This window comes from Exiguobacterium sp. s142 (assembly GCF_018618455.1).
Taxonomy (GTDB): domain Bacteria; phylum Bacillota; class Bacilli; order Exiguobacteriales; family Exiguobacteriaceae; genus Exiguobacterium; species Exiguobacterium aurantiacum_A.
The window spans coordinates 111,725-133,152 of the sequence record NZ_JACSMB010000006.1; the positions used below are offsets into that span (position 1 = coordinate 111,725).

Below are 21,428 nucleotides of genomic sequence, written 5' to 3' on the forward strand. Positions count from 1 at the left end.
ATGAATAAAAAAGCACTTCGCGGGTGCGAAGTGCTTCGGTGACTCATTATGATTTTTTTTCGTTCTTCGCTTGAACGTTCATGGCACGCATCACTTGGTTGACTTTTTTCTGTGACGGTTTTTGACCCATCTGCATCATTAACGTACGAATCATGTCTTCGTTGATTGGTGGGTTCTGTTCAAGGTAGTTCATCATGTATTTACGAGCGATGAAGAATCCGATCGCGATACCCCCGATGAGTGCTGCCACGACAAGAAGAATCCAAAATAATGTACTCAAGGTTTTACCTCCTCTACCATATGAAACATCGTTTTTTACTATACACTATATTACGCTAATTCGCTAGTCGTCAGAAAAAAAAGTGATGACCTAGACATTGCTAGGCCATCACACGTTTTTTATGACAATTATAGTGATTTGACAGCGTCGATGACGTTCTCGACCGACATGCCGTACTCTTTCATGAGGAGGTCCCCAGGAGCCGAGGCGCCGAACTTGTCGATTCCAAGCACTTTACCGCCGAATCCGACGTACTTGTACCATCCGAGCGTCGCACCCGCTTCAAGCGAGACGCGCTTCGCGATCGACGAAGGAAGGACTGATTCTTTGTACTCTGCCGATTGGGCTTCAAACAGTTCCCATGACGGCATTGAGACGACAGCAGCGTTCACGCCTTCAGAAGCGAGTTGCTCACGTGCTTCGACGAGGACGTGGACTTCTGACCCTGTACCGAGAAGAAGGACGTCCGCTTCGCTAGACTTACCTGCGACGACGTAGGCACCTTTCGCCGCGTCTTCGACAGATGTTCCTACGAGTTCTGGCAACGCTTGACGTGTCAAGACGAGAAGTGACGGAGCTGACGTCGTCGTGATCGCTTGTTTCCAAGCGGCGATCGTCTCTTTACCGTCTGCCGGACGGAGAACTGACAAGTTCGGCATCGCCCGGAAGCTCATCAAGTGCTCGACCGGTTCGTGCGTCGGACCGTCTTCACCGACTGCGATCGAGTCATGCGTCAAAACGAATGTCGACGGAATTCCCATGAGTGCAGCGAGACGGACCGCTGGACGGAGGTAATCCGAGAAGACGAAGAACGTTGCGCCGTAAGGAAGTACGCCACCGTGAAGTGCCATCCCGTTGACAGCTGCCGCCATTGCGAATTCACGGACACCGAACCAGATGTTACGGCCAGCCGGATCTTCGTCGAAGTCAGCCGCGCCTTTAATCATCGTGTTGTTCGAGCCGGCGAGGTCAGCCGATCCACCGAACAATGTCGGCACCTTCTTCGCAATCGCGTTCAAAACTTCTCCGCTCGTTTGGCGCGTCGCTTTTTCCGAACCGATTTCAAACGTTGGCAACTCGCTATCCCAACCTTCAGGAAGTTCGTTGTTCATCGCACGTTCGAACTGAGCACCGAGTTCAGGATGAGCCGATTTGTAGGCTGCGACGAGCTCGTTCCAATCCGACTCAGCTTTAGCGCCAGGCTCAACGACTTTATCGTTGAACAAGTCGTACACTTCGTTCGGGACGTAGAAGTTCTCGCCTTCCCATTTATAGAACTGTTTCGTGAGCTCGATCTCTGCTTCTCCAAGTGGAGCGCCGTGTGATGCCGATTTACCTGATTTATTCGGTGAACCGAAACCGATGACCGTCTTCACTTCAATCATCGTCGGTTTAGACGTCTCAGCTTTCGCCTCGTCGATCGCTTTGGCGATCGTATCGATGTCCGTTCCATCCTCGACGCGAATGACTTGCCATCCGTAAGCGTTGAATCGATCTTCTACGCTTTCAGAGAATGACTTGTGGAGATCCCCGTCAAGTGAGATGTCGTTTGAATCATACAAGACGACGAGTTTCCCGAGTTTCAAGTGACCGGCGAGTGAGGCAGCCTCAGCCGACACACCTTCCATCAAGTCACCGTCTCCACAAATTCCGAACGTATAGTGGTCGACCACGTTGAACTCATCGCGGTTGTATGTTGCTTCCAAATGTTTTTCAGCCATCGCCATACCTACAGCCATCGCAATCCCTTGGCCGAGTGGTCCCGTCGTCGCGTCTACACCAGCCGTGTGACGATACTCAGGGTGTCCTGGTGTCTTCGAGTCCATTTGACGGAACGACTTGATGTCATCGAGTGAAAGGTCGTAACCAGACAAGTGAAGCAGCGAGTACAATAGCATCGAACCGTGTCCCGCTGAAAGGACGAACCGATCGCGGTTGAACCAGTTCGGGTTTTTCGGGTTGTGACGCATTTTGTCTGTCCAAAGCGTGAACGCCATCGGGGCCGCACCCATCGGCATACCTGGGTGACCTGAGTTCGCTTGTTGGACAGCATCAATCGAGAGCGTCCGAATCGAGTTAATCGCTAATAATTCTTTAGTAGTTGTTTCCACTAATTTCATCCTCTCTGTTGTTAAGAAAGTTTCTACCCGTCATATTTTAGCACACTCAATCGTGTGTCACAACTAATTAAATAGTATGTCACATTGGTTGGAATCGTTTACTTCCATACGTCTGTTTTCGAGGGAATGGTCGAACCTTATCGAGCTTCGTGTATAACAAACATGCACATCCTATACGAAATAGGATGTGCATTCGAGTTCATTCAGAACGGTGTCGGTTCTGTTCGTCTTTTAGTTTTTCTGGTGTCACGTCGTTGCCTTCCGGATCGACGACTTTCATGCCCATCATCTGGGATTTGAACGATTGACGGAACGCTTTTAAATATTGTTGACGCAACGCTTGTTGCTCGTCCATCTCTTGTTGTGACAAGCCGTCTGTCTTTGCCTTGTTGGCGAGGAAGTTAATCCGCTCCAATTGTTCGGGTGCTAACATAATGGTTCGCCCCCTCTCTACTGAATTTGTAGTTCTACTGTACAAAATCAGGGCGTAGGAATCAAGTTTCTGGCACTGCCACATGCTCCAAATAGCGACGGTTCACAGTCGCTTTCGAGACTTCGTAGCCGAATCCGCGGAGCGTGGCCGCGATTTCAGCGAAGGTGAGCCCCCGCTCCCGAAGTTGGACGATCTCCTCGATCGGCACTTCGATCCGGCTCCTCCCACCTTGGTCATGGTGCTGAATGTTGCGTTGCGGGTTGAAGCCGTTCGCGACCGCCCGGCGCATGCCGCGCGATATCTTGGCGTTATGAATCTTCCGTTGATACTCCTCGACGACGCTGACAATCTCAAGCACCATCTTCTCGGCGTCGGAGACGACGTATTCGTCGGGCGACTGCATCGTCAACAGCCGGACGTTATGCTTCATGAGCGTATGCAAGATGGCGATTTTTGCATTCCCTCGGCCGAGGCGACTGTCATCGCTCACGAGCACGGCATCGAGCTTTGACGCCGACACATGCTCTAACAGATCGAGCAGACCCGTCCGATTGACCTCGAAACCGCTCTCTTGTTCGGTGATCACATCGATCACTTCCGCATCGAGACGTTTGGCCATCTGTAACAATTCCGCTTCTTGCCTCATGAGCGAGGTTTCCTGAGTTGACTTGTTCGTCGATACGCGACAATAAATGACGACTCGCATCTCGTCACTCCCTTTCTTTCCAGTCATCCTTTTACGATACACAGGATGAGCGGGTGTTCGCAATCCAAATCGATCATTCAGCGGCGAACCACGTCGTTTTCCGTTCTTCTTTTTCCGCACGTTCCGCTAACAGCTGGGCTTCGAGCGTTTCCGCTTCGTTGAACGCAACTTCTTGTTCGATACTTCTTTCGACCGTCATCACTGTCGGTTCGACAACTTCGCCTTGGCGAAACTCGCCGACTAAGTAAAAGGCGAACATCCCGAGCACTACCATTCCGACCAATATGAATCCGTTGATTGTATCTTTCATTTGAACCGCCTCCAAATATAAGAATATGCGTTCTTAGGAACGTATGTTCGTTTATCTGTTCTCATCATAAAACAAGAACTTCTGTTCGGTCAAGAAAAAACGAACGAATGTTTGTACGCTCATATGTTCTTGTGTTAAAATAAATCCATAAAGAATAGGATGCGTTCGCAGGTTATTCGACATAAACGAGGTGAAATCCATTGAAAAAAATGTCAGCAAGACAGCAACAGATTCTTGATTTTATAAAAGCTGAAGTTCGGACGAAAGGTTATCCGCCGTCAGTCCGCGAAATTGGTGAAGCCGTCGGTCTCGCATCGAGCTCGACCGTGCACGGTCACTTGGACCGTCTTGAAAAACGTGGATTGATTCGGCGCGATAAGACAAAACCGCGTGCGCTCGAAGTGTTGAGCGAGGACGCCCCGTCTATCGAGGAGCGTGAGACGGTCATGTACGTCCCGGTTATCGGGAAAGTTACGGCCGGAACACCGATCACGGCGATCGAGAACGTGGAAGAACACTTCCCGCTCCCGGCCCATATCGTCGGTTCGGATAACGTGTATATGCTCTCCGTCTCTGGCGATTCGATGATCAACGCCGGAATCCTCGACGGAGACCGCGTGCTCGTGAGACAACAGAACACGGCAGACAATGGAGAGATTGTCGTCGCGATGACGGACGAGGGTGAGGCGACCGTCAAACGGATCTACAAAGAGGCGTCGAAAGTCCGACTCCAGCCGGAGAACGATGAACTTGAGGCGATGTATTTCGATAACGTATCCATTTTAGGGAAGGTCATCGGTGTATACCGGACGATCCATTAATGGCTAGCGGCAAGACACATACGCGTACGAACCTCGTGGCAATCGGTGCTTTAGCGATTGCCACGCCTTTTATTGATGTCGATATCCCGACTACCCTTTTCCTCGGTGCGCTTATCGGGACGTTCTGGCTCTCCCCGGACCTCGATTTGAAATCGGATGCATACTATCGGTGGGGACCGCTGCGTTGCTTTTGGCTCCCTTACGTGAAGCTGATGCCGCACCGGTCGCCGCTGTCGCACTTGCCGGTGTTGAGCGATCTCATTCGTGTCATCTACCTTGGCTTCCCGCTCGCGCTCATCCTTACGTTCACCCCGTATGAAGCGGCTGTGAAGACGTGGCTCGACTTGAACGGCATCCCGTTCTTCCTCGGTCTCGTGTTCGCGACGACGCTCCATACGGCACTCGACTATGCGTCCACATTTTTCAAACGTGCGTTCTAATCGCAAAACAAGCGACCACTCAATTTCGAGTGGTCGCTTGTTTTGACTAAAAAAACGCCCGATCCAAGAAACTGGATCGAGCGTTTTTTGAATCCATTCGACTTAGTAGAGCGTCATGTACTGATCGCGTTCCCACTCTGTTACTTGCGTGCGGAACATGTCCCACTCGATCTCTTTCAACTCGAGGAAGTGTTCGCCGATGTGGTCACCGAGCGAATCCATGACGATTTTGTCGGCGCGGAGTACTTCGAGTGCGTCGAAGAGTGTCGCCGGAAGATCGTCGATGCCGTTCGCAACACGCTCTGGCTTGTCCATCACGTAGATGTTGCTGTCGATCGGTTTCGGTGCTTTCAAGTCTTTCTCGATGCCGTCAAGACCAGAAGCCAAGAGGGCCGAGAGCGCGAGGTACGGGTTCGCCGCCGGGTCGACCGAACGTACTTCGATACGTGTCGAGAGGCCGCGGGCAGCCGGTACACGGACGAGCGGTGAACGGTTACGGGCGCTCCATGCGACGTAGCATGGTGCTTCGTATCCAGGCACGAGACGCTTGTACGAGTTGACCGTCGGGTTACAGATCGCCGTGAACGCACGTGCATGCTCGAGGATACCAGCTGTGAAGGCGCGTGCCGTATCCGAGAGCTCCATGTCACCGTTCGGGTCGTAGAACACGTTCGTGTCGCCTTTAAAGAGTGACATGTTCGCATGCATCCCTGAACCGTTGACACCGAAGAGTGGTTTCGGCATGAACGTCGCGTGAAGGCCATACTTCGCCGCGATCGTCTTGACGACGAGTTTGAACGTTTGGATGTTGTCGGCAGTCGTTACCGCATCCGCGTATTTGAAGTCGATTTCATGCTGTCCTGGTGCGACTTCGTGGTGTGACGCTTCGATCTCAAAGCCCATGTTTTCGAGCTCGATGACGATTTCTTTACGGCAGTTCTCACCAGAATCGACAGGTGCCAAGTCGAAGTAACCGCCTTGGTCGTTCAATTCGAGTGTCGGCTGTCCGTTCAAGTCTTTCTTGAAGAGGAAGAACTCTGGCTCTGGTCCGACGTTGAACGCTGTGAAGCCGAGCTTTTGCATGTGCTCGAGGTTGCGTTTCAAAATACCGCGCGGGTCACCGCTGAACGGCGTGCCGTCCGGATTATAAATATCACAAATTAAGCGAGCGACTTTACCGCTGCCGTCTGTCCATGGGAAGACAACCCACGTGTTAAGGTCTGGATAGAGGTACATGTCTGATTCCTCGATGCGTACGAACCCTTCGATTGAAGAGCCATCGAACATCATCTTGTTATCAAGTGCTTTGTCCAATTGGCTGATCGGCACCTCGACGTTTTTAATCGTACCGAGGATATCCGTGAATTGAAGACGAATAAAGCGTACGTCCTCTTCTTGTGCGATCCGTTTGATGTCTTCTTTTGTGAACGTTTTTCTGGCCATGGTAAAAGTCCCCTCTCACATTGTGTAATGGTTTGTGTACTGGCGTCATCGATAAAAACGTGACAACTCTCCTTGGATGAGCGACGTTTTATTGAAACGACCAGCTTCTTGAAGCTGCGTTTTCAATAATTGATGTAACTCTTTCTCGGAAATCTTTGGCGGTTCGCTTGGCGGGGCCGTAGAAGCAGATTGTTCTGTCTCTTTGGCACCGTCGTTGTCGAGCATATGGCGAATCGCCGCCAAGTTGAAGCCTTGGTCAATGAAATCTTTGATTGCGAGTAAACGTTCGACATCATTAAAGGAATAAAGTCGTCGTTTCGATTCCGTCCGACTAGGCGAAACCAGACCCTGTTCTTCGTAATATCGAATCTGCCTGCCTGTCAGTTGCGTCAGATCTTGGACGATCCCAATCGGAAACAACGGGTTGGAGCGACGAAATTGATCGGCCATCCCTTACCCCTCCTTTTCTGTCTCACACTGTGAGAATAATACATGACAACTTTCCTGTCAATAGATGTTAAGAAAGTTAACATGACATTTCGGTTACAACGTTTGAGTTGAATTTTCACGGTCAAATGTGACGAGCCCTTTCGTCCGCAATTGGCTCAAGGCGAGCATTAACGCGACTTTCACGTGCGCATAGGTCAAGCCGCCTTGGACGTATGCCGTGTACGGCGCCCGGAGTGGTCCGTCCGCTGATAGTTCGATCGACGAACCTTGGATGAACGTCCCGGCCGCCATGATGACGTCGTCCTCATAGCCTGGCATATAGGCCGGTACCGGCAGCGCGTGGGCGTTGACCGGGGACGCCATCTGGATGCTCTGACAGAACGCGATCATCTTGTCGCGGTCGCGGAACGTGACCGATTGAATCAAATCGGTCCGCCGTGACGTATAATGCGGATCGGTCTCGAAGCCGAGCAGGCCGAGCAGGCTCGCCGTCAAATGGGCCCCTTTCAACGCTTGGGCGACCGTGTGCGGCGCCATATAAAAGCCTTGATACATCTCCTGCAGCGAATAGAGCGACGGACCGGCCTCGCTGCCGATGCCTGGTGTCGTCATCCGGAACGAGCATCGTTCGATCAATGCTTTCGTCCCGGCGATATAGCCGCCTGTCTTCGCCAAGCCACCGCCCGGGTTTTTAATGAGCGAACCGGCCATGAGGTCGGCCCCGACATGTGTCGGCTCAATCGTCTCGACAAATTCGCCGTAGCAGTTGTCGACGAAGACGAACACGTGCGGGTGCGCTGCTTTGATCGCCGCGATCGCCTCGCCGATTTCTGTGACTGGGATGCTGCGTCGATTGGCGTACCCTTTCGAACGTTGGATGCCGACGAGCTTCGTCTCGGGGCGGATCCGTTCGATCGCAGCCGCGACATCGATTTGATCGTCTTTCAACTCGACCGTGTCGTAGCCGACACCGAGTTCTTTCAATGAACCGCGGCCGTCGCCGCGGATGCCGACGATCTCTTCAAGCGTATCGTACGGTTTACCCGTGATATACAAGAGTTCATCTCCCGGTAACAGCACACCGAACAAGGCGATCCCGATCGCGTGTGTCCCCGAGATGATTTGCGGACGACAGAGGGCGAGTTCGGCCCCGAACACGTCCGCATAGATCGACTCGAGCGTGTCGCGCCCGATATCGTCATAGCCGTATCCGGTCGTCGGATTAAAATGAAAGTCTGACACTTTATGCTTCTTGAACGATTCGAGGACACGGTATTGGTTGAACTCCGCCGTTTCCTCGATCGCTTCAAAATAAGGTTTCACCCGTTGTTCCGCTTGCTTGACGAACGGGGCCAATTCATCGTAATGCTCAATCTTTTCTTGCCACATCATTCACACCTCAAATGGTTTCAGCGTCGCATATAGACGCGTGTCTTCTCTCATATAACCGACAAGTTCGACCGAGCCGTCGTCAAGGAAGTTCTCCTCGAGCCGGTACATCGAATCTTTGGCCGGATGGTAATGTTCGAACGAACTGACCGGCAAGACGACGTGCACTTTCGTCAACACGTCCGAAATCTTGTCCTCGATCGCGCCGATTAGCGTCTCGATATCGGCCGAGTCGAGCGCCGAGATGACGAGCGGTCCACCGACGAAGTCAGCCGTCAAGCGATCTTTCTTGTTGTACACTTCGAGCTGCGGCAACTCACTCGCGCCGAGATCAGACAAGACCGAATTGGTCGTATCGATCTGGTTCATGTAGTGCGGGTTCGACGCATCGATGACATGAAGCACGAGATCGGCCCCGAGCACTTCTTCAAGCGTCGAGCGGAACGCGGCGACGAGTTTCGTTGGCAAGTCGCGGATGAACCCGACCGTGTCGGTGATCAGCACTTTCCCGCCGCGCGGCAGTTCGAGCTCACGCGTGAGCGGGTCGAGCGTCGCGAACAGTTCGTCCTGTTCGTACGTGTCGGCATCGGTCAGACGGTTGAAAATCGTCGACTTGCCGGCGTTCGTGTAACCGACGAGCGCGACTTGGAACACACGGTTCTCTTTCCGGCGCACACGGTAGCGGTCACGGTGCGCGACCGTGCCTTCGAGTTGTTTCTTGATCTCATCGATGCGGCGCTTGATGTGACGGCGGTCACTTTCAAGTTTCGTCTCACCCGGGCCACGTGTCCCGATCCCGCCTCCGAGTCGTGACAACTGTGTGCCTTGCCCGATCAGGCGTGGGAGCAAGTAGTTCATCTGGGCGAGCTCGACTTGGAGCTTCCCTTCCTTCGACTGGGCCCGTCCGGCGAAGATGTCCAAGATGAGTTGCGTCCGGTCGATCAATTTCATCTCGTCCGGGTCGTTCAACGAGATCCGAATGTTTTTCGATTGGGCCGGTGACAGCTCAGCGTTGAAGATGACGATATCCGGCTCGAACTGTTCGATGAGCACGGCGAGCTCCTCGACTTTCCCTTTCCCGATAAACGTCCGGCGGTCGACTTGTTGCCGTTTCTGGTCGAGCCTTGCGACGACCTCACCTTTTGCTGTATCGACCAACTCGACGAGTTCACCCATCGATTGCTCATATGTCCAATCGTCGACGGTCGGTAGCTGACACCCGACGATAATCACTTTCTCTCGTTCCATATACATCCCTCATTCCTAATAAGTCTCATCCTCCATCTTACCACGAATCCATGAATGGAGAACGTCCGTTTGTGGTACGATATGAAGAGAAGGAGGGACGTCCCATGACGAAACGCAGAAAAGAGTACTCGCTCCCCGAGTATATCGAAACGTATTTATATCATCTCGGTGCGAGCGGCCGCCAGCCATCGACGCTGAAACGCTATCGCTACGACTTGATCGACGTGCACAAATACTTCAGCGACCATAACGTCGAACTCGTCACCCCCGAGGAATGGCTCGCCGTCCCGCTCGAGTCATGGAAGACGTTCATCAACGATTTTTTGATCGAAGAGAAACAGTACCAACAGGCGACGGTCGCCCGCATCGTCACCGTCATCAACAGCTTGACCCAGTTTTTGAACCCGCTCCGCAAAAAGATGCTCGCCTATTCGCAACCGGCGCACACGCTCACCATCGACCAGATCGCGTTACAGTCCGAGTTCGACAAGCTCGTCCGGACGATCCGGTCGCCGCGGGGATTGAGCGAGAACCAGCTTCAGGCTCATCCGTACCTCGTCAACCGCAACGCGCTCATCGTCACACTGTTCTACAAATACGGTTTGCGCGTTCATCATATCATCCGTCTGAAAATGAACGACCTACACTTGGCGAGCTACGAGTTCGACGTCTATGACCGGCTCGGTAACAAGTTCACGCTGAAGCTGACGCCTGAAGACCAATCGCTCCTCATGAACTATCTCGCCGACATCCCGACGCCGGTGCGCCCGCGCTGGTACTCGGAAGATCCCGTCTTCGTCTCGTTCGACTTTGCCCGGATGACGTTCCGCTGGGTGTACGCCAAAAACCAGCCGAAACAGCTGACGATCGTCATGATTACGAAGATGATGCGGCAGTTGAACGAGCGCAGCGGCGTCACCCGCTCGGTCACCCCGTCGATGCTCCGGAACGCCCATGTCTTGAAGACGTATGCGACCGACATGACCTCTCTCGAGCGGATGAACGTGACGTGCATGCATAAAGAGTCGTCGCTCCGCCGTTATGAGCAGGCGTATGCCGAGTTCGGTGCCGAGCTGTTCGGTGAAAATGTGACGAACTAAAACCCGCCCTTTTCCGAGGACGGGTTTTGCTTTGTCGATCAATGGGCCCATTCATCTTCTAGTAACCCGTAGACGACATGGTCGACGTACCGGTCGTACAGCCATTCGGCGTCTCGAAGCACGCCTTCTTGTTTGAAGCCGAGCCGTTCCGGCAGCGCCCGGCTCTTCACGTTCCCGGTCGCGACACGGATCTCAATCTTATGTAAGCGGAGTTCCTTAAATCCGTACTCGATGATCGTTTCAAGTGCTTGGCTCATGATGCCCTGCCCTTGAAAGTCTTGGCCGAGCCAATAGCCGACCGTCCCGCACTTGATGCCACGATCAAGATCGTTGAAGCCGATCGTCCCGGCTAGCTCGCCTTGATACAGAATCGCGAACGATTTTGGATAGCCACCCGTCTCGATCAATCCTTTGATTCGTCCTTCGATGTTCTGCCGCGAATCCTCAACCGTCTCCGTGTAATCGAGCCACCCGAGCCACTCGCGAAGATATGGCTTCGATGCCATCGTCAGTTCGAACAACGCGTCCGCGTCGTCGACGTTAAACATGCGTAACTGCAGCTGTTCATTGATATCATAGGTCAACATGTTGATCCCCCAATCGCTTTCCAATTATTGTTCTGATAATAGTTTCATTGTAAGCTTGCTGAACATCTAATATATCGAAATTCAATCTAAATTCCCCCTTTTAATCAATGGTTTGATCAATCGACGACGAAGGATGGATTATACTAAAGGAAACCTCTGAATGGAGTGATGATCCATGCCAATCTTTTCACAAGAAGAAACGAACGAGCTCCTGAGCATTCTTGAGAAGCGTTTCGCCGCCCACACGGCACGCCATCCCGACGTCGAATGGTCCGGCGTTTTGACAAGGCTCCAACAAGACGACAGCAAACTCGCATCGATCGCCGAGATGGAACAGACCGGCGGCGAACCTGACGTGATTCGACTTCCGAACGGTGACCTCGCCTTTTGCGACTGCTCACCGGAAACTCCGAGCGGACGACGGAGCCTCTGCTACGATGAGCAGGCGTTAGCGACGCGGAAGAAGAACAAACCGGATGGAAGCGCCGTCGCGTTGGCCGAAGAGATGGGGATTGAACTATTGGATGAGGTCACGTATCGTCATCTGCAAACACTCGGCGCGTTCGACTTGAAGACATCGAGCTGGATTGCCACCCCGGGAGCGATTCGTCAAAAGGGCGGCGCCTTGTTCTGTGACCGCCGCTATGACCACATCTTCGTCTACCACAATGGTGCGGATTCCTATTACGCGGCCCGCGGGTTCCGAGGGATGTTCATTATTTGAGCAAGGCCAAGTGCCTTGCTCTTTTTATGTGAATAGCCACTTGAAGACGAGCGGAATGTATTTGACGAAAAAGAGACTCACGAAGAAGAGCGACGGTGCTTTCAACAACCAGATGTACCAGGCATTCTCTTTACGCATCATAATCAACACGATGCCATTAATCAAAGCGTTCTGTGTAACATGAGGTTCGTGCATCCATTTACTTACTAACGTCCCCCATCCTGGAAAGGAATCCAGACCAAACGTTGCCGAAAAATCCGGCGACGTATCGTACTTAATTCGGACGTACCATGCCATCGCATAAACCGAAACGAAAACCGAGGCCCAAATCGTCATCCCTAAAAACAAGAAAAAGTCTTTCCATGACTCCACGTCGATAGAGAACACGACGACCAAAATCCCGATCCCAATCACAACGTTAATAATGAACAGCGGTGAAATCGTCAGAATAGAGAATTCTTCCGCTGTCATAAACGACCCTAAAACTAAACTTGAATGTTGGTCCATCAACGCATCCTCATCGCTTTCACGTGCGGTAACAATGCGTCATACAGTTCGACGTATAGTCCCATCCCCAAGCCGATGCCGATAAGTAACAAGATTGCCCCCAAATGTTTTGTCGTCATAAATATAAGGACAACGTGAATCACAATCGTAGCGATAATGCCATCCACGCTCCCTGAACTATCCGTGATCGCTTTTCCCGGTTTAATCAATAGATAAATGCCCGCTGTCGAAAAAAGTACACTTATACAGGCGATTCCGATAACATCAATCCATAATGACATTCTTTGAACTCCTTAATTCTAAATTCGGTATTTGAAATAAAATTAAATTCTAAATTATTCTTTTTCAAATTTTAGAGTCTGCACCCTCAAATGTCTACCAAAATTTTCAAGACGAACCAGTATAACTTGTTCAAATAGGTCATCTCTTACTCCACGGTTGATTAAGTTGACACGATATATTCATAGATTGAAGAGGATAGTATAGACGTTTTGACACATAAAAAACTGCAGACAAATCGTCTGCAGTCTCAAGCTTACGCGTGAAGCGTCACGTTCAACTCTTCGGCGACCGCCTTGAAAGCGGCGAGCGCGCGTTCGAGGTCGTCACGCGTATGTTCCGCCGTCACGATCGTCCGGATACGGGCCTTGCCTTTCTCGACCGTCGGGAAAGCGATGCTTTGCGCGAACACGCCGTGGTCTTTCAACTTGTCCGAGAACGTGTGCGCGAGCGTCTCCTCACCGAGCATGACCGGCGTGATCGGCGTCGTCGCGTGGCCGATGTCGAAGCCGAGGTCACGGAGACCCGATTTGAAGAACTCGGTGTTCGCCCATAGCTTGTCGAACAGCTCTTCTTCTTCTTTCATGACCCGGATCGCCTCACGGTTCGCCGCGACGACCGCTGGCGGGTGTGACGTCGAGAACAAGAACGGACGCCCTTTTTGGATTAAGAAGTCACGGACGTCGTTCGAGCAGGCGACGTAGCCGCCGAGGACCCCGATCGCTTTCGACAACGTCCCGACTTGGAGGGCGACGCGGCCGTCGAGACCGAAGTGGTTGACCGTCCCGCGTCCATTCTGACCGAGGACGCCCGACGCGTGCGCGTCGTCGACCATGACCGCAGCATCATACTTCTCGGCGAGCTCGACGATCTCCGGGAGCGGTGCGATGTTGCCGTCCATCGAGAAGACGCCGTCCGTTACGACGAGCCGCGTCCGGTAGTCTTGCGTCTCTTTCAAGGCCGCCTCTAAGTCTTCAAGGTCGGTATGCTTGTAGATGCGACGGGCCGCTTTCGTCAGACGGATTCCGTCGATGATCGAGGCGTGGTTGAGCGCGTCACTGATAACGACGTCTTCCGGTCCGAGCAGCGCTGATAAGACGCCGAGGTTCGTCGCGAATCCCGATTGGAACACGAGTGCCGCTTCCGTATGCTTGAACTCGGCGAGCTCGCGCTCGAACGCTTCATGCATCTCGAACGTTCCGGCGATCGTCCGGACCGATCCCGTCCCGGCCCCGAACGCTTCGACCGCTTCGATCGCGGCTTGTTTTAAGCGTGGGTGGTTGGCGAGTCCGAGGTAGTTGTTCGACGATAATTGGACGAGCGACTTACCGTTGATCATGACTTCGTTCCCTTGCGCCGATTCGAGCGGCACGAGCGAGCGGAACGTGCCCGCTTGCTTCATTTCATTGACTGCTTCTGTAATATGTTCAAATGCCATATCGATTCCCCCTGTTTATGGTAGTAAGACGACTTTCCCGCATTTCCCGGCCCGCATGAGCTCGAAACCTTGCTCGAACTCCTCGAGCTTGAAGACGTGGGTGATGATCGGTTCGACGTTCAATTGGCCGGACGCGAGCATTGTCGACACTTGGCCCCACGTCTCGTACATTTTACGACCGGTTATGCCTTGGACCCGGATTCCTTTGAAGACGACGTCACGCGTCAAATCGAGCGCGACCGGTTGTGCCGGAAGTGACAAGACGTTGACGTCACCGCCCGCCGTCACCATCTTGAACGCCTGGTCGATCGCGACCGGATGCCCGCTCATCTCACAGACGACGTCGATCCCGTCCCCGTCCGTCTCAGCCATGATCAGGTCGAGCGGATTTTGGTCCATGCTGTTGATGACGACGTCCGCTCCCATCTGTTCTGCGAGCTTCAACCGGTACGGATTGATGTCAATCGCATACACGCGGCTCGCACCGGCCGCCTTGGCGACGCCGACGGCCATGAGACCGATCGGGCCGCAGCCGACGATGGCGACAGATTGTGCCGTTACGTCACTTGCGAGCACGGTATGGACCGCGTTCCCGAGCGGTTCTTGAATCGACGCTAGCTTCGACGGCATCGTCTCCGGGTTGACCCATAAGTTCTCTTCCGGCATGACGACATACTCGGCGAAACAGCCTTGTGTGTCGACCCCGATGATTTTCGTATTTTTACAGATATGATACTGGCCACGCAAACATTGTTTACACTGATGGCAGACGATGTGCGTCTCAGCCGACACGGTCTGACCGACTTTGATGCGCTTCGCGCCTTCCCCGAGCGCCACGACTTCCCCTGAAAACTCATGCCCGAACACGTAAGGCGGTTTGACCCGGCTCTTCGCCCAGTCGTCCCATTCATAAATATGGACGTCGGTCCCGCAAATCGATGTCGCTTTCACTTTGATCAATACTTCACCGGCACCCGGTGTCGGAATCGGCACCTCGACCAGCTTTGCCCCAAATCCGGCCGTGTGTTTTTGAATCGCTTTCATAACAGGTGTCGTTGCTTCCTTCTCTGTCGTTGACACGAGCTGTTCCATCGAAAACGTCCCCCTCTTGTCTGTTTGTCGAACTTCACGTTCTCTTTCATCTTGTCATAAAATGACGAAACTGAGAAGATAGAACCTCATTTTTCAACAAAAAAGAGAAGCCATCCGCTCCGATGGCTTCTCTTCACAAGAATAGGACCTATGTCCCGACCGCACAAGCTCATCTAGGTTCGATGATGAGCTTGATGGCAGTTCGTTCTTCCCCGTCAATTAGAATATCCGTGAACGCTGGAATACAGATCAAATCAAGACCGCTCGGCGCGACGAAACCGCGGGCGATGGCGACAGCTTTGATGGATTGATTGAGCGCACCGGCGCCGATCGCTTGAATCTCACACGTTCCTTTTTCACGAAGAACGCCAGCTAATGCACCCGCAACGGAGTTGGGATTCGATTTTGCTGAAACTCTGAGTACGTCCATTCTTGTTTCCCCCTCGGGTAGGTTGTTCAATCAAACCAGACGGTCTGATCATCTAGGTGTATGCGTTCGATCTTGGTCGCTCGTTTCGACTGGTCGTCGATCGTGATTAAAACTCCATTAAGTTGTTCCCGTCCCTCGGCAACTTCAAACCGGACCGGGAGTTGTGTCACAAACTTTTTCAACACGACAGACGCGTCCATGCCGAGGACACCGTCGAGCGGACCGGTCATCCCGACATCAGTGATATACGCCGTCCCGTTTTTAAGCACACGCTCATCAGCGGTTTGGACATGGGTGTGCGTCCCGACGACGGCTTGGACACGGCCGTCTAGGTGATACCCCATCGCGATCTTCTCACTCGTCGCCTCGGCGTGCATGTCGACGAAGATGGCATCGACGTCGTCCCGCACCTCATCGACGAGGGCGTCGACTTTGCGGAACGGACAATCGAGCGACGGCAAGAACACCGTCCCCATGACGTTGATGACGGCAAGCTTCTTCCCGTTCTGCTTGAGCACCATCATGCCGACACCGGGCGTGCCGTCCGGATAGTTGGCCGGACGGACGATACGCTCGGCGTCGTCGATCCAATCAAAGATTTCACGGTTGTCCCAAGTATGGTTCCCCATCGTCACGCCATGGAATCCAAGTTCGAGAAATTGTTGGTATATTTTTTTTGTGATACCGCGTCCGTTGGCTGCGTTCTCACCGTTGACGAGCATGAACGTCGGACTATATTTGCTTTTCAAGCGCCCGATTTGTGCTGCCAAAATGTCACGACCCGGTTTCCCGACGACGTCACCGATAAATAAAATCTTCATAAATATTTCCTCCTTCAAAACAGAAAAAGCGGAGAATGTCTCCGCTTTTTACTTCGCATAATCGACGGCACGCGTTTCACGAATGACCGTCACTTTAATTTGTCCTGGATAATCCAGTTCATCTTCAATCCGTTTGCAAATATCGCGGGCCATCTTGTTCGCCACGACGTCGTCGACGACGTCTGGGCGGACGATGATGCGGACTTCGCGTCCTGCTTGGATCGCATATGATTTCTCGACACCTTCGAACGACTCACAAATTGACTCGAGGCGTTCTAAGCGGCGAATGTAACTCTCGAGCGTCTCTTGACGAGCGCCTGGCCGTGCCGCAGACAGCGCGTCTGCCGCTGCGACGAGAACAGCGATCGTCGATGTCGCTTCGACGTCTCCATGGTGCGAGGCGATCGAGTTGATGACGACCGGATGTTCTTTATACTTCGTGGCCAGCTCAACGCCAATTTCGACGTGGCTGCCCTCGACTTCATGGTCGATCGCTTTCCCGATATCGTGGAGGAGTCCCGCTCGCTTGGCGAGCGTCACGTCTTCCCCGAGCTCGGCGGCCATCATGCCGGCGAGGTGGGCCACTTCGACCGAATGGGCGAGTACGTTTTGACCGTAACTCGTCCGGTAACGCATGCGTCCGAGTGTTTTGATAAGGTCAGGATGTACCCCGTGGATACCAGCCTCGAACGTCGCTTCCTCACCGTATTCACGGATGCGCTCATCGACTTCGCGGCGTGACTTCTCGACCATCTCTTCGATCCGGGCCGGATGGATCCGTCCGTCTTGCACGAGTTTTTCTAGCGTCATCTTGGCGATCTCACGACGGACCGGGTCAAATCCGGACAAGATGACCGCTTCAGGCGTGTCATCGATGATGAGATCGATCCCAGTGAGCGTCTCGAGCGTGCGGATGTTACGTCCTTCACGACCGATGATGCGCCCTTTCATCTCGTCACTCGGCAAGTTGACGACGGATACCGTCGTCTCAGCGACATGTTCAGCCGCATAACGTTGCATCGTGAGAGACAACAAGTGTTTCGCTTTTTTATCAGCTTCAAGTTTTGCTTTTTGCTCGATGTCTTTTTGAAGGAGAGCAGCATCGTGAAGCGCTTCCTGCTTCGCTTCGTCCATGATGATGGTTCGTGCTTCTTCTTTCGACAAGGCCGCCACGCGTACAAGTTCTTGACGGGCTTCCTCGTATAATTCCTCCACTTTGCTTTCGAGCGTCTCTGCTTCACGTTTCCGTTTCGCAATGCCCGCCTCGCGTTCATCCAAAGCATCTTCTTTCCGTTCGAGCATGTCTGCTTTCCGGTCAAGAAGCTCTTCTTTTTGAACGAAGCGATTCTCTTTCACTTTCTGCTCTTCGCGACGTTCACGTAACTCTTGTTCCGTCTCATTGCGAAGTTGAATCATCTCTTCTTTTACTTCAAGCCGTGCCTCTTTTTGCATCGCTTCCGATTGTTGTTTCGCTTGCTCCACAATCTTGGTCGCTTCCGTCTCAGCACCTTGAATCTTCGCTTCGGCGATCGATTTACGCACAAAAAAACCTGCAACAAAAGCTATCGGCAAAAGGAGGATCAGAATAAGCCAATTTAGCCATTCCATCATGTTCACCTCCCTTTCGCAAGGTTATTTTATTTTTTTAAGATTGAATGACACGGGGGGACCCGCGCATAGCTTTATTGTACTTATTTACTTGTTAGAATGCAATGCAAGGACAGGATAGAACTCCCAATTCCTTAAAAAATATTGTGATATACAAAAACCCCGCTCGGACGCATCCGGCGGGTCGCTTGCTTAATCTTCTTCGATGAGTGAGAGCACTTCATCACTGTCGGCTTCGACCGTGACCGTCTTCTCACCGTTGAGACCGTAGTGATCGCGAATTTGTTGTTCGATCGCTGCGGCGATTTGTGGATTTTCTTTCATGAACTGCTTCGCATTTTCACGACCTTGTCCAACGCGTTCTTCGTTGTACGAATACCAAGCACCGCTTTTTTGAACGATATCAAGATCGGCACCGATATCGATGAGTTCACCTTCACGTGAGATCCCTAGACCGTACATGATGTCGACTTCAGCTGTTTTAAATGGTGGGGCGACCTTGTTCTTGACGACTTTGATCTTCGTCCGGTTACCGACCATTTCTTGGCCTTGCTTCAACGTCTCTGCACGACGGACTTCTAAACGAACCGACGAATAGAATTTCAAGGCACGTCCACCTGGAGTTGTTTCCGGGTTCCCGAACATGACACCGATTTTTTCACGAATCTGGTTGATGAAGATGACGATCGTCTTCGATTTGTTCGTCGCACCCGACAACTTACGGAGCGCTTGGCTCATGAGACGAGCTTGAAGTCCCATGTGTGAGTCACCCATCTCACCTTCGATTTCAGCTTTTGGTACGAGTGCCGCTACCGAGTCGACGACGAGGATGTCGACGGCACCAGAACGAACGAGCGCTTCTGCGATTTCGAGCGCTTGCTCCCCTGTGTCCGGCTGTGACAAGAGCAGTTCATCGATGTTGACACCGAGGTTGTGCGCGTACTTCGGATCGAGCGCGTGCTCCGCATCGACGAACGCTGCTTGGCCACCGCGTTTTTGGACTTCAGCGATCGCATGGAGCGCCACTGTCGTCTTACCTGAAGATTCTGGCCCATACACTTCGATGACACGACCACGTGGATAGCCGCCTGCGCCGAGCGCGATGTCGAGGGCGATCGATCCTGACGGAGTGACGGATACTTGTTGATCTGTATTTTCACCGAGGCGCATGATTGAGCCTTTACCGAATTGTTTCTCAATTTGGCGTAATGCCATTTCTAACGCTTGTTTACGATCACTCATAGATTAATGAGCCTCCTTTGATTTGTATCTTCATTATAAACGAACCCAACCTTTTACACAAGGTTTTTACGAACGTTTATTCGCCTTTTTTTCATTCGTTGCCACAATGCCCATAACCCATCTTTGGCCGCGCGCGCCTGGATGACGTTCCGCTGTTGGTGCGGATAGACGCGTTCGATCACTTCCATACCTGACGGCGTCTTCACCCCGATGAACACGGTGCCGACCGGTCGACCCGAATTGGAGACGGGTCCGGCCTCACCGGTGAAGGACAGTCCGTAATCCGAATTCGTCTGATCAACGAGCCCTTGGATCATTTCTAAAGCAACTTGTTTTGAGACGACCGACTGTGACTCAATTGTAGCAAGGGACACCCCTAAAAACCTATTTTTTAGCTTGTCCGAGTACGTGACGACGCCTCCTAGAAAGACTTCTGACGCCCCTGGGACCGCCGTCAGCATCGCTTGGACTTGTCCCCCGGTCAACGATTCGGCGATCGATAGCGTCGCGTGGCGCCGTCTTAGCTCGCGAATCAAATGCGCAGCCAGCGTATCCTCGTCCGAACCGAAATAATAGGCGCCGACACGGGACAGAATGTCTCGTTTGACGCGGTCGATCATCTCCCGGGCCGCGTCCTCGGTCTCCGCTTTCGCGCTGACACGCAGTCGCGCTTCCCCTGATTCCGCGTACGGGGCGACTGTCGGGTTCACCCCGTCCATTAGATCGGATACCGCCTCGTCAAGCGCCGACTCACCGATCTCATAAAAACGTAGTGATTCAGAAACGATCGTCGCACCCGAAAACTTGCTCGGAAACGTCGCTTCGACAATCGCTGTCATCTCGCGTGGCACCCCGGGCAAGAGCAGCCACGTCGTCTCGTCCTCGACCCACATGCCGGGAGCGAGACCGGCCGGATTGTGGAGCACTTCAGCTCCTGATAAAACATCTGCTTGTTTGGCGTCCCCGTCGTTCATGGCTCGTCCCCGCGAGGCGACAAAGCGTCGGATCGTGTCTAAAGACGCTTCGTCCCGAACGAGCGGACGGCCGAGCAAGTCAGCGAGCACTTGTTTCGTGATGTCATCATTCGTCGGACCAAGTCCACCGGTGACGATCACGAGTTCGCTCCGCCGCTTCGCTTGCTCGAACGTTTCTCTCAAGCGATCAAAGTTATCCCCGACCACTACATGATACAGCACGGACAGCCCATATTTCGACAACTGCTCTGATAAGTAACGGGCGTTCGTGTTCGAGATTTCCCCTAAGAGTAGTTCAGAACCTACCGCAATGATTTCGGTCCGTTTCATCGAAGTTCCTCCTTTGATTCAAAAAAAAAGACGAGTTGCTCCCACAACTCGCCTGTCGTCGATTTACATCGATTTTACAATGATCTTATAGTTTTGTGCGAAATACTCGGCCCCAGAATAAATCGTCAAGACGAGTGCGAGCCACATCGCCCACTCCCCGAACGGGATGCCGATATAGTTGAAAATCGGGTTGCCGAACAATAAGAAGATGATGGCAAAGAGCTGGACCCATGTCTTCGCTTTACCCGACTTACCGGCCGCCACGACGATTCCTTCATCAGCCGCGACGAGACGAAGCCCCGTCACCGCGAACTCACGTGACAAGATGACGACGACGACCCATGCCGCGACGAGGTCCATCTCGACGAGCAAGACGAGCGCCGCCGTGACGAGTAACTTGTCAGCGAGCGGATCCATGAACTTGCCGAAGTTCGTGACCAAGTTGTGCTTACGGGCCAAGTGCCCGTCAAGCCAATCCGTAATCGCTGCGATCGTAAACACGACCGCGGCGATGAATTGATGGAGCGGTACTTCCGCCCCGAGGAAAGCGATGTCTCCCCAGTTAAAATCTACAGCGAGCAAGACGACGAATACGGGGATGAGCAAAACCCGCAACATCGTCAGGCGGTTAGGTAGGTTCATCGAGAACTCCTCCT

General features: G+C 52.8%; 24 protein-coding genes. 4 read left to right on the plus strand and 20 right to left on the minus strand.

The annotated features are described in order from the left end of the window. Positions 1 to 46 precede the first annotated feature (46 nt). The 5 genes from KNP77_RS07735 to KNP77_RS07755 form a co-directional block, all read right to left on the minus strand. Entirely contained in the window at positions 47 to 280 is a 234-nt protein-coding gene (locus KNP77_RS07735) for a YneF family protein (protein WP_131439735.1), read from the minus strand. A gap of 128 nt (positions 281 to 408) precedes the next feature. Then, positions 409 to 2,400, minus strand: a complete 1,992-nt coding sequence (gene tkt, locus KNP77_RS07740) for a transketolase (protein WP_214889910.1) — start codon at positions 2,398 to 2,400, stop codon at positions 409 to 411. A 199-nt stretch (positions 2,401 to 2,599) separates the two neighbouring features. Continuing rightward, on the minus strand, positions 2,600 to 2,833 hold the full coding sequence (locus tag KNP77_RS07745) for a DUF896 domain-containing protein (protein WP_070327145.1): 234 nt from the start codon (positions 2,831 to 2,833) through the stop codon (positions 2,600 to 2,602). A 61-nt stretch (positions 2,834 to 2,894) separates the two neighbouring features. Beyond that, complete coding sequence (locus KNP77_RS07750; protein ID WP_214889913.1) at positions 2,895 to 3,539, minus strand: YneB family resolvase-like protein; 645 nt, start codon at positions 3,537 to 3,539, stop codon at positions 2,895 to 2,897. Positions 3,540 to 3,612: 73 nt separating this feature from the next. Next, positions 3,613 to 3,849, minus strand: coding sequence for a hypothetical protein (locus KNP77_RS07755; RefSeq protein WP_070327144.1), 237 nt, complete (start codon positions 3,847 to 3,849; stop codon positions 3,613 to 3,615). A gap of 200 nt (positions 3,850 to 4,049) precedes the next feature. On the opposite strand from KNP77_RS07755, the gene lexA reads away from it, so the two are divergent. Beyond that, positions 4,050 to 4,670, plus strand: coding sequence for a transcriptional repressor LexA (gene lexA / locus KNP77_RS07760; RefSeq protein ID WP_070327143.1), 621 nt, complete (start codon positions 4,050 to 4,052; stop codon positions 4,668 to 4,670). Then, a complete protein-coding gene (locus KNP77_RS07765) occupies positions 4,670 to 5,110 on the plus strand; it encodes a metal-binding protein (protein ID WP_214889916.1) in 441 nt (146 codons plus the stop codon). The genes lexA and KNP77_RS07765 overlap by 1 nt, the downstream gene beginning before the upstream one ends. A gap of 102 nt (positions 5,111 to 5,212) precedes the next feature. Here the strand turns inward: KNP77_RS07765 and glnA are convergent, their stop codons facing one another. The 4 genes from glnA to hflX form a co-directional block, all read right to left on the minus strand. After that, on the minus strand, positions 5,213 to 6,553 hold the full coding sequence (gene glnA / locus KNP77_RS07770) for a type I glutamate--ammonia ligase (RefSeq protein WP_071397634.1): 1,341 nt from the start codon (positions 6,551 to 6,553) through the stop codon (positions 5,213 to 5,215). Between the two features lie 45 nt (positions 6,554 to 6,598). After that, the gene (locus KNP77_RS07775) at positions 6,599 to 7,003 is read right to left on the minus strand and encodes a MerR family transcriptional regulator (protein ID WP_131463640.1); all 405 of its coding nucleotides are present in this window, start codon (positions 7,001 to 7,003) and stop codon (positions 6,599 to 6,601) included. Between the two features lie 93 nt (positions 7,004 to 7,096). Continuing rightward, on the minus strand, positions 7,097 to 8,392 hold the full coding sequence (locus KNP77_RS07780) for a methionine gamma-lyase family protein (RefSeq protein ID WP_131439743.1): 1,296 nt from the start codon (positions 8,390 to 8,392) through the stop codon (positions 7,097 to 7,099). A gap of 3 nt (positions 8,393 to 8,395) precedes the next feature. Continuing rightward, positions 8,396 to 9,640 carry a GTPase HflX gene (hflX, locus tag KNP77_RS07785; RefSeq protein WP_070327140.1) on the minus strand — a complete coding sequence of 415 codons (1,245 nt, stop codon included), beginning with the start codon at positions 9,638 to 9,640 and terminating at the stop codon, positions 8,396 to 8,398. 104 nt (positions 9,641 to 9,744) lie between these two features. Between hflX and KNP77_RS07790 the strand changes: the two genes are divergently transcribed. Then, complete coding sequence (locus tag KNP77_RS07790; RefSeq protein WP_070327139.1) at positions 9,745 to 10,740, plus strand: tyrosine-type recombinase/integrase; 996 nt, start codon at positions 9,745 to 9,747, stop codon at positions 10,738 to 10,740. Positions 10,741 to 10,778: 38 nt separating this feature from the next. Here the strand turns inward: KNP77_RS07790 and KNP77_RS07795 are convergent, their stop codons facing one another. After that, complete coding sequence (locus KNP77_RS07795; protein ID WP_214889919.1) at positions 10,779 to 11,327, minus strand: GNAT family N-acetyltransferase; 549 nt, start codon at positions 11,325 to 11,327, stop codon at positions 10,779 to 10,781. A gap of 175 nt (positions 11,328 to 11,502) precedes the next feature. Here KNP77_RS07795 and KNP77_RS07800 point away from each other — a divergent pair, with 175 nt between their 5' ends. Then, complete coding sequence (locus KNP77_RS07800) at positions 11,503 to 12,051, plus strand: DUF4256 domain-containing protein (protein ID WP_214889922.1); 549 nt, start codon at positions 11,503 to 11,505, stop codon at positions 12,049 to 12,051. Positions 12,052 to 12,075: 24 nt separating this feature from the next. Here KNP77_RS07800 and KNP77_RS07805 read toward each other — a convergent pair whose 3' ends face one another. The 10 genes from KNP77_RS07805 to pgsA form a co-directional block, all read right to left on the minus strand. Beyond that, positions 12,076 to 12,558, minus strand: coding sequence for a hypothetical protein (locus KNP77_RS07805; RefSeq protein WP_131489686.1), 483 nt, complete (start codon positions 12,556 to 12,558; stop codon positions 12,076 to 12,078). After that, the gene (locus KNP77_RS07810) at positions 12,558 to 12,839 is read right to left on the minus strand and encodes a hypothetical protein (protein WP_214889924.1); all 282 of its coding nucleotides are present in this window, start codon (positions 12,837 to 12,839) and stop codon (positions 12,558 to 12,560) included. Before KNP77_RS07810 ends, KNP77_RS07805 begins: the two co-directional genes overlap by 1 nt. 254 nt (positions 12,840 to 13,093) lie before the next feature. After that, the gene (locus tag KNP77_RS07815) at positions 13,094 to 14,275 is read right to left on the minus strand and encodes a glycine C-acetyltransferase (protein WP_070327133.1); all 1,182 of its coding nucleotides are present in this window, start codon (positions 14,273 to 14,275) and stop codon (positions 13,094 to 13,096) included. Between the two features lie 15 nt (positions 14,276 to 14,290). Continuing rightward, positions 14,291 to 15,367 (minus strand): L-threonine 3-dehydrogenase, encoded by a 1,077-nt coding sequence (gene tdh, locus KNP77_RS07820; protein ID WP_214889927.1) that lies wholly within the window; start codon positions 15,365 to 15,367, stop codon positions 14,291 to 14,293. 169 nt (positions 15,368 to 15,536) lie between these two features. Then, a complete protein-coding gene (locus KNP77_RS07825) occupies positions 15,537 to 15,797 on the minus strand; it encodes a stage V sporulation protein S (protein ID WP_016509762.1) in 261 nt (86 codons plus the stop codon). A gap of 26 nt (positions 15,798 to 15,823) precedes the next feature. Continuing rightward, a complete protein-coding gene (locus tag KNP77_RS07830; RefSeq protein WP_035386387.1) occupies positions 15,824 to 16,618 on the minus strand; it encodes a TIGR00282 family metallophosphoesterase in 795 nt (264 codons plus the stop codon). Positions 16,619 to 16,666: 48 nt separating this feature from the next. Beyond that, a complete protein-coding gene (gene rny, locus KNP77_RS07835; RefSeq protein ID WP_370246299.1) occupies positions 16,667 to 18,229 on the minus strand; it encodes a ribonuclease Y in 1,563 nt (520 codons plus the stop codon). Positions 18,230 to 18,418: 189 nt separating this feature from the next. Next, complete coding sequence (recA, locus tag KNP77_RS07840; RefSeq protein ID WP_070327130.1) at positions 18,419 to 19,468, minus strand: recombinase RecA; 1,050 nt, start codon at positions 19,466 to 19,468, stop codon at positions 18,419 to 18,421. 53 nt (positions 19,469 to 19,521) lie between these two features. Beyond that, positions 19,522 to 20,772 carry a competence/damage-inducible protein A gene (locus KNP77_RS07845; protein WP_214889930.1) on the minus strand — a complete coding sequence of 417 codons (1,251 nt, stop codon included), beginning with the start codon at positions 20,770 to 20,772 and terminating at the stop codon, positions 19,522 to 19,524. A 63-nt stretch (positions 20,773 to 20,835) separates the two neighbouring features. Beyond that, a complete protein-coding gene (gene pgsA / locus KNP77_RS07850) occupies positions 20,836 to 21,414 on the minus strand; it encodes a CDP-diacylglycerol--glycerol-3-phosphate 3-phosphatidyltransferase (protein WP_035386389.1) in 579 nt (192 codons plus the stop codon). Positions 21,415 to 21,428 lie beyond the last annotated feature (14 nt).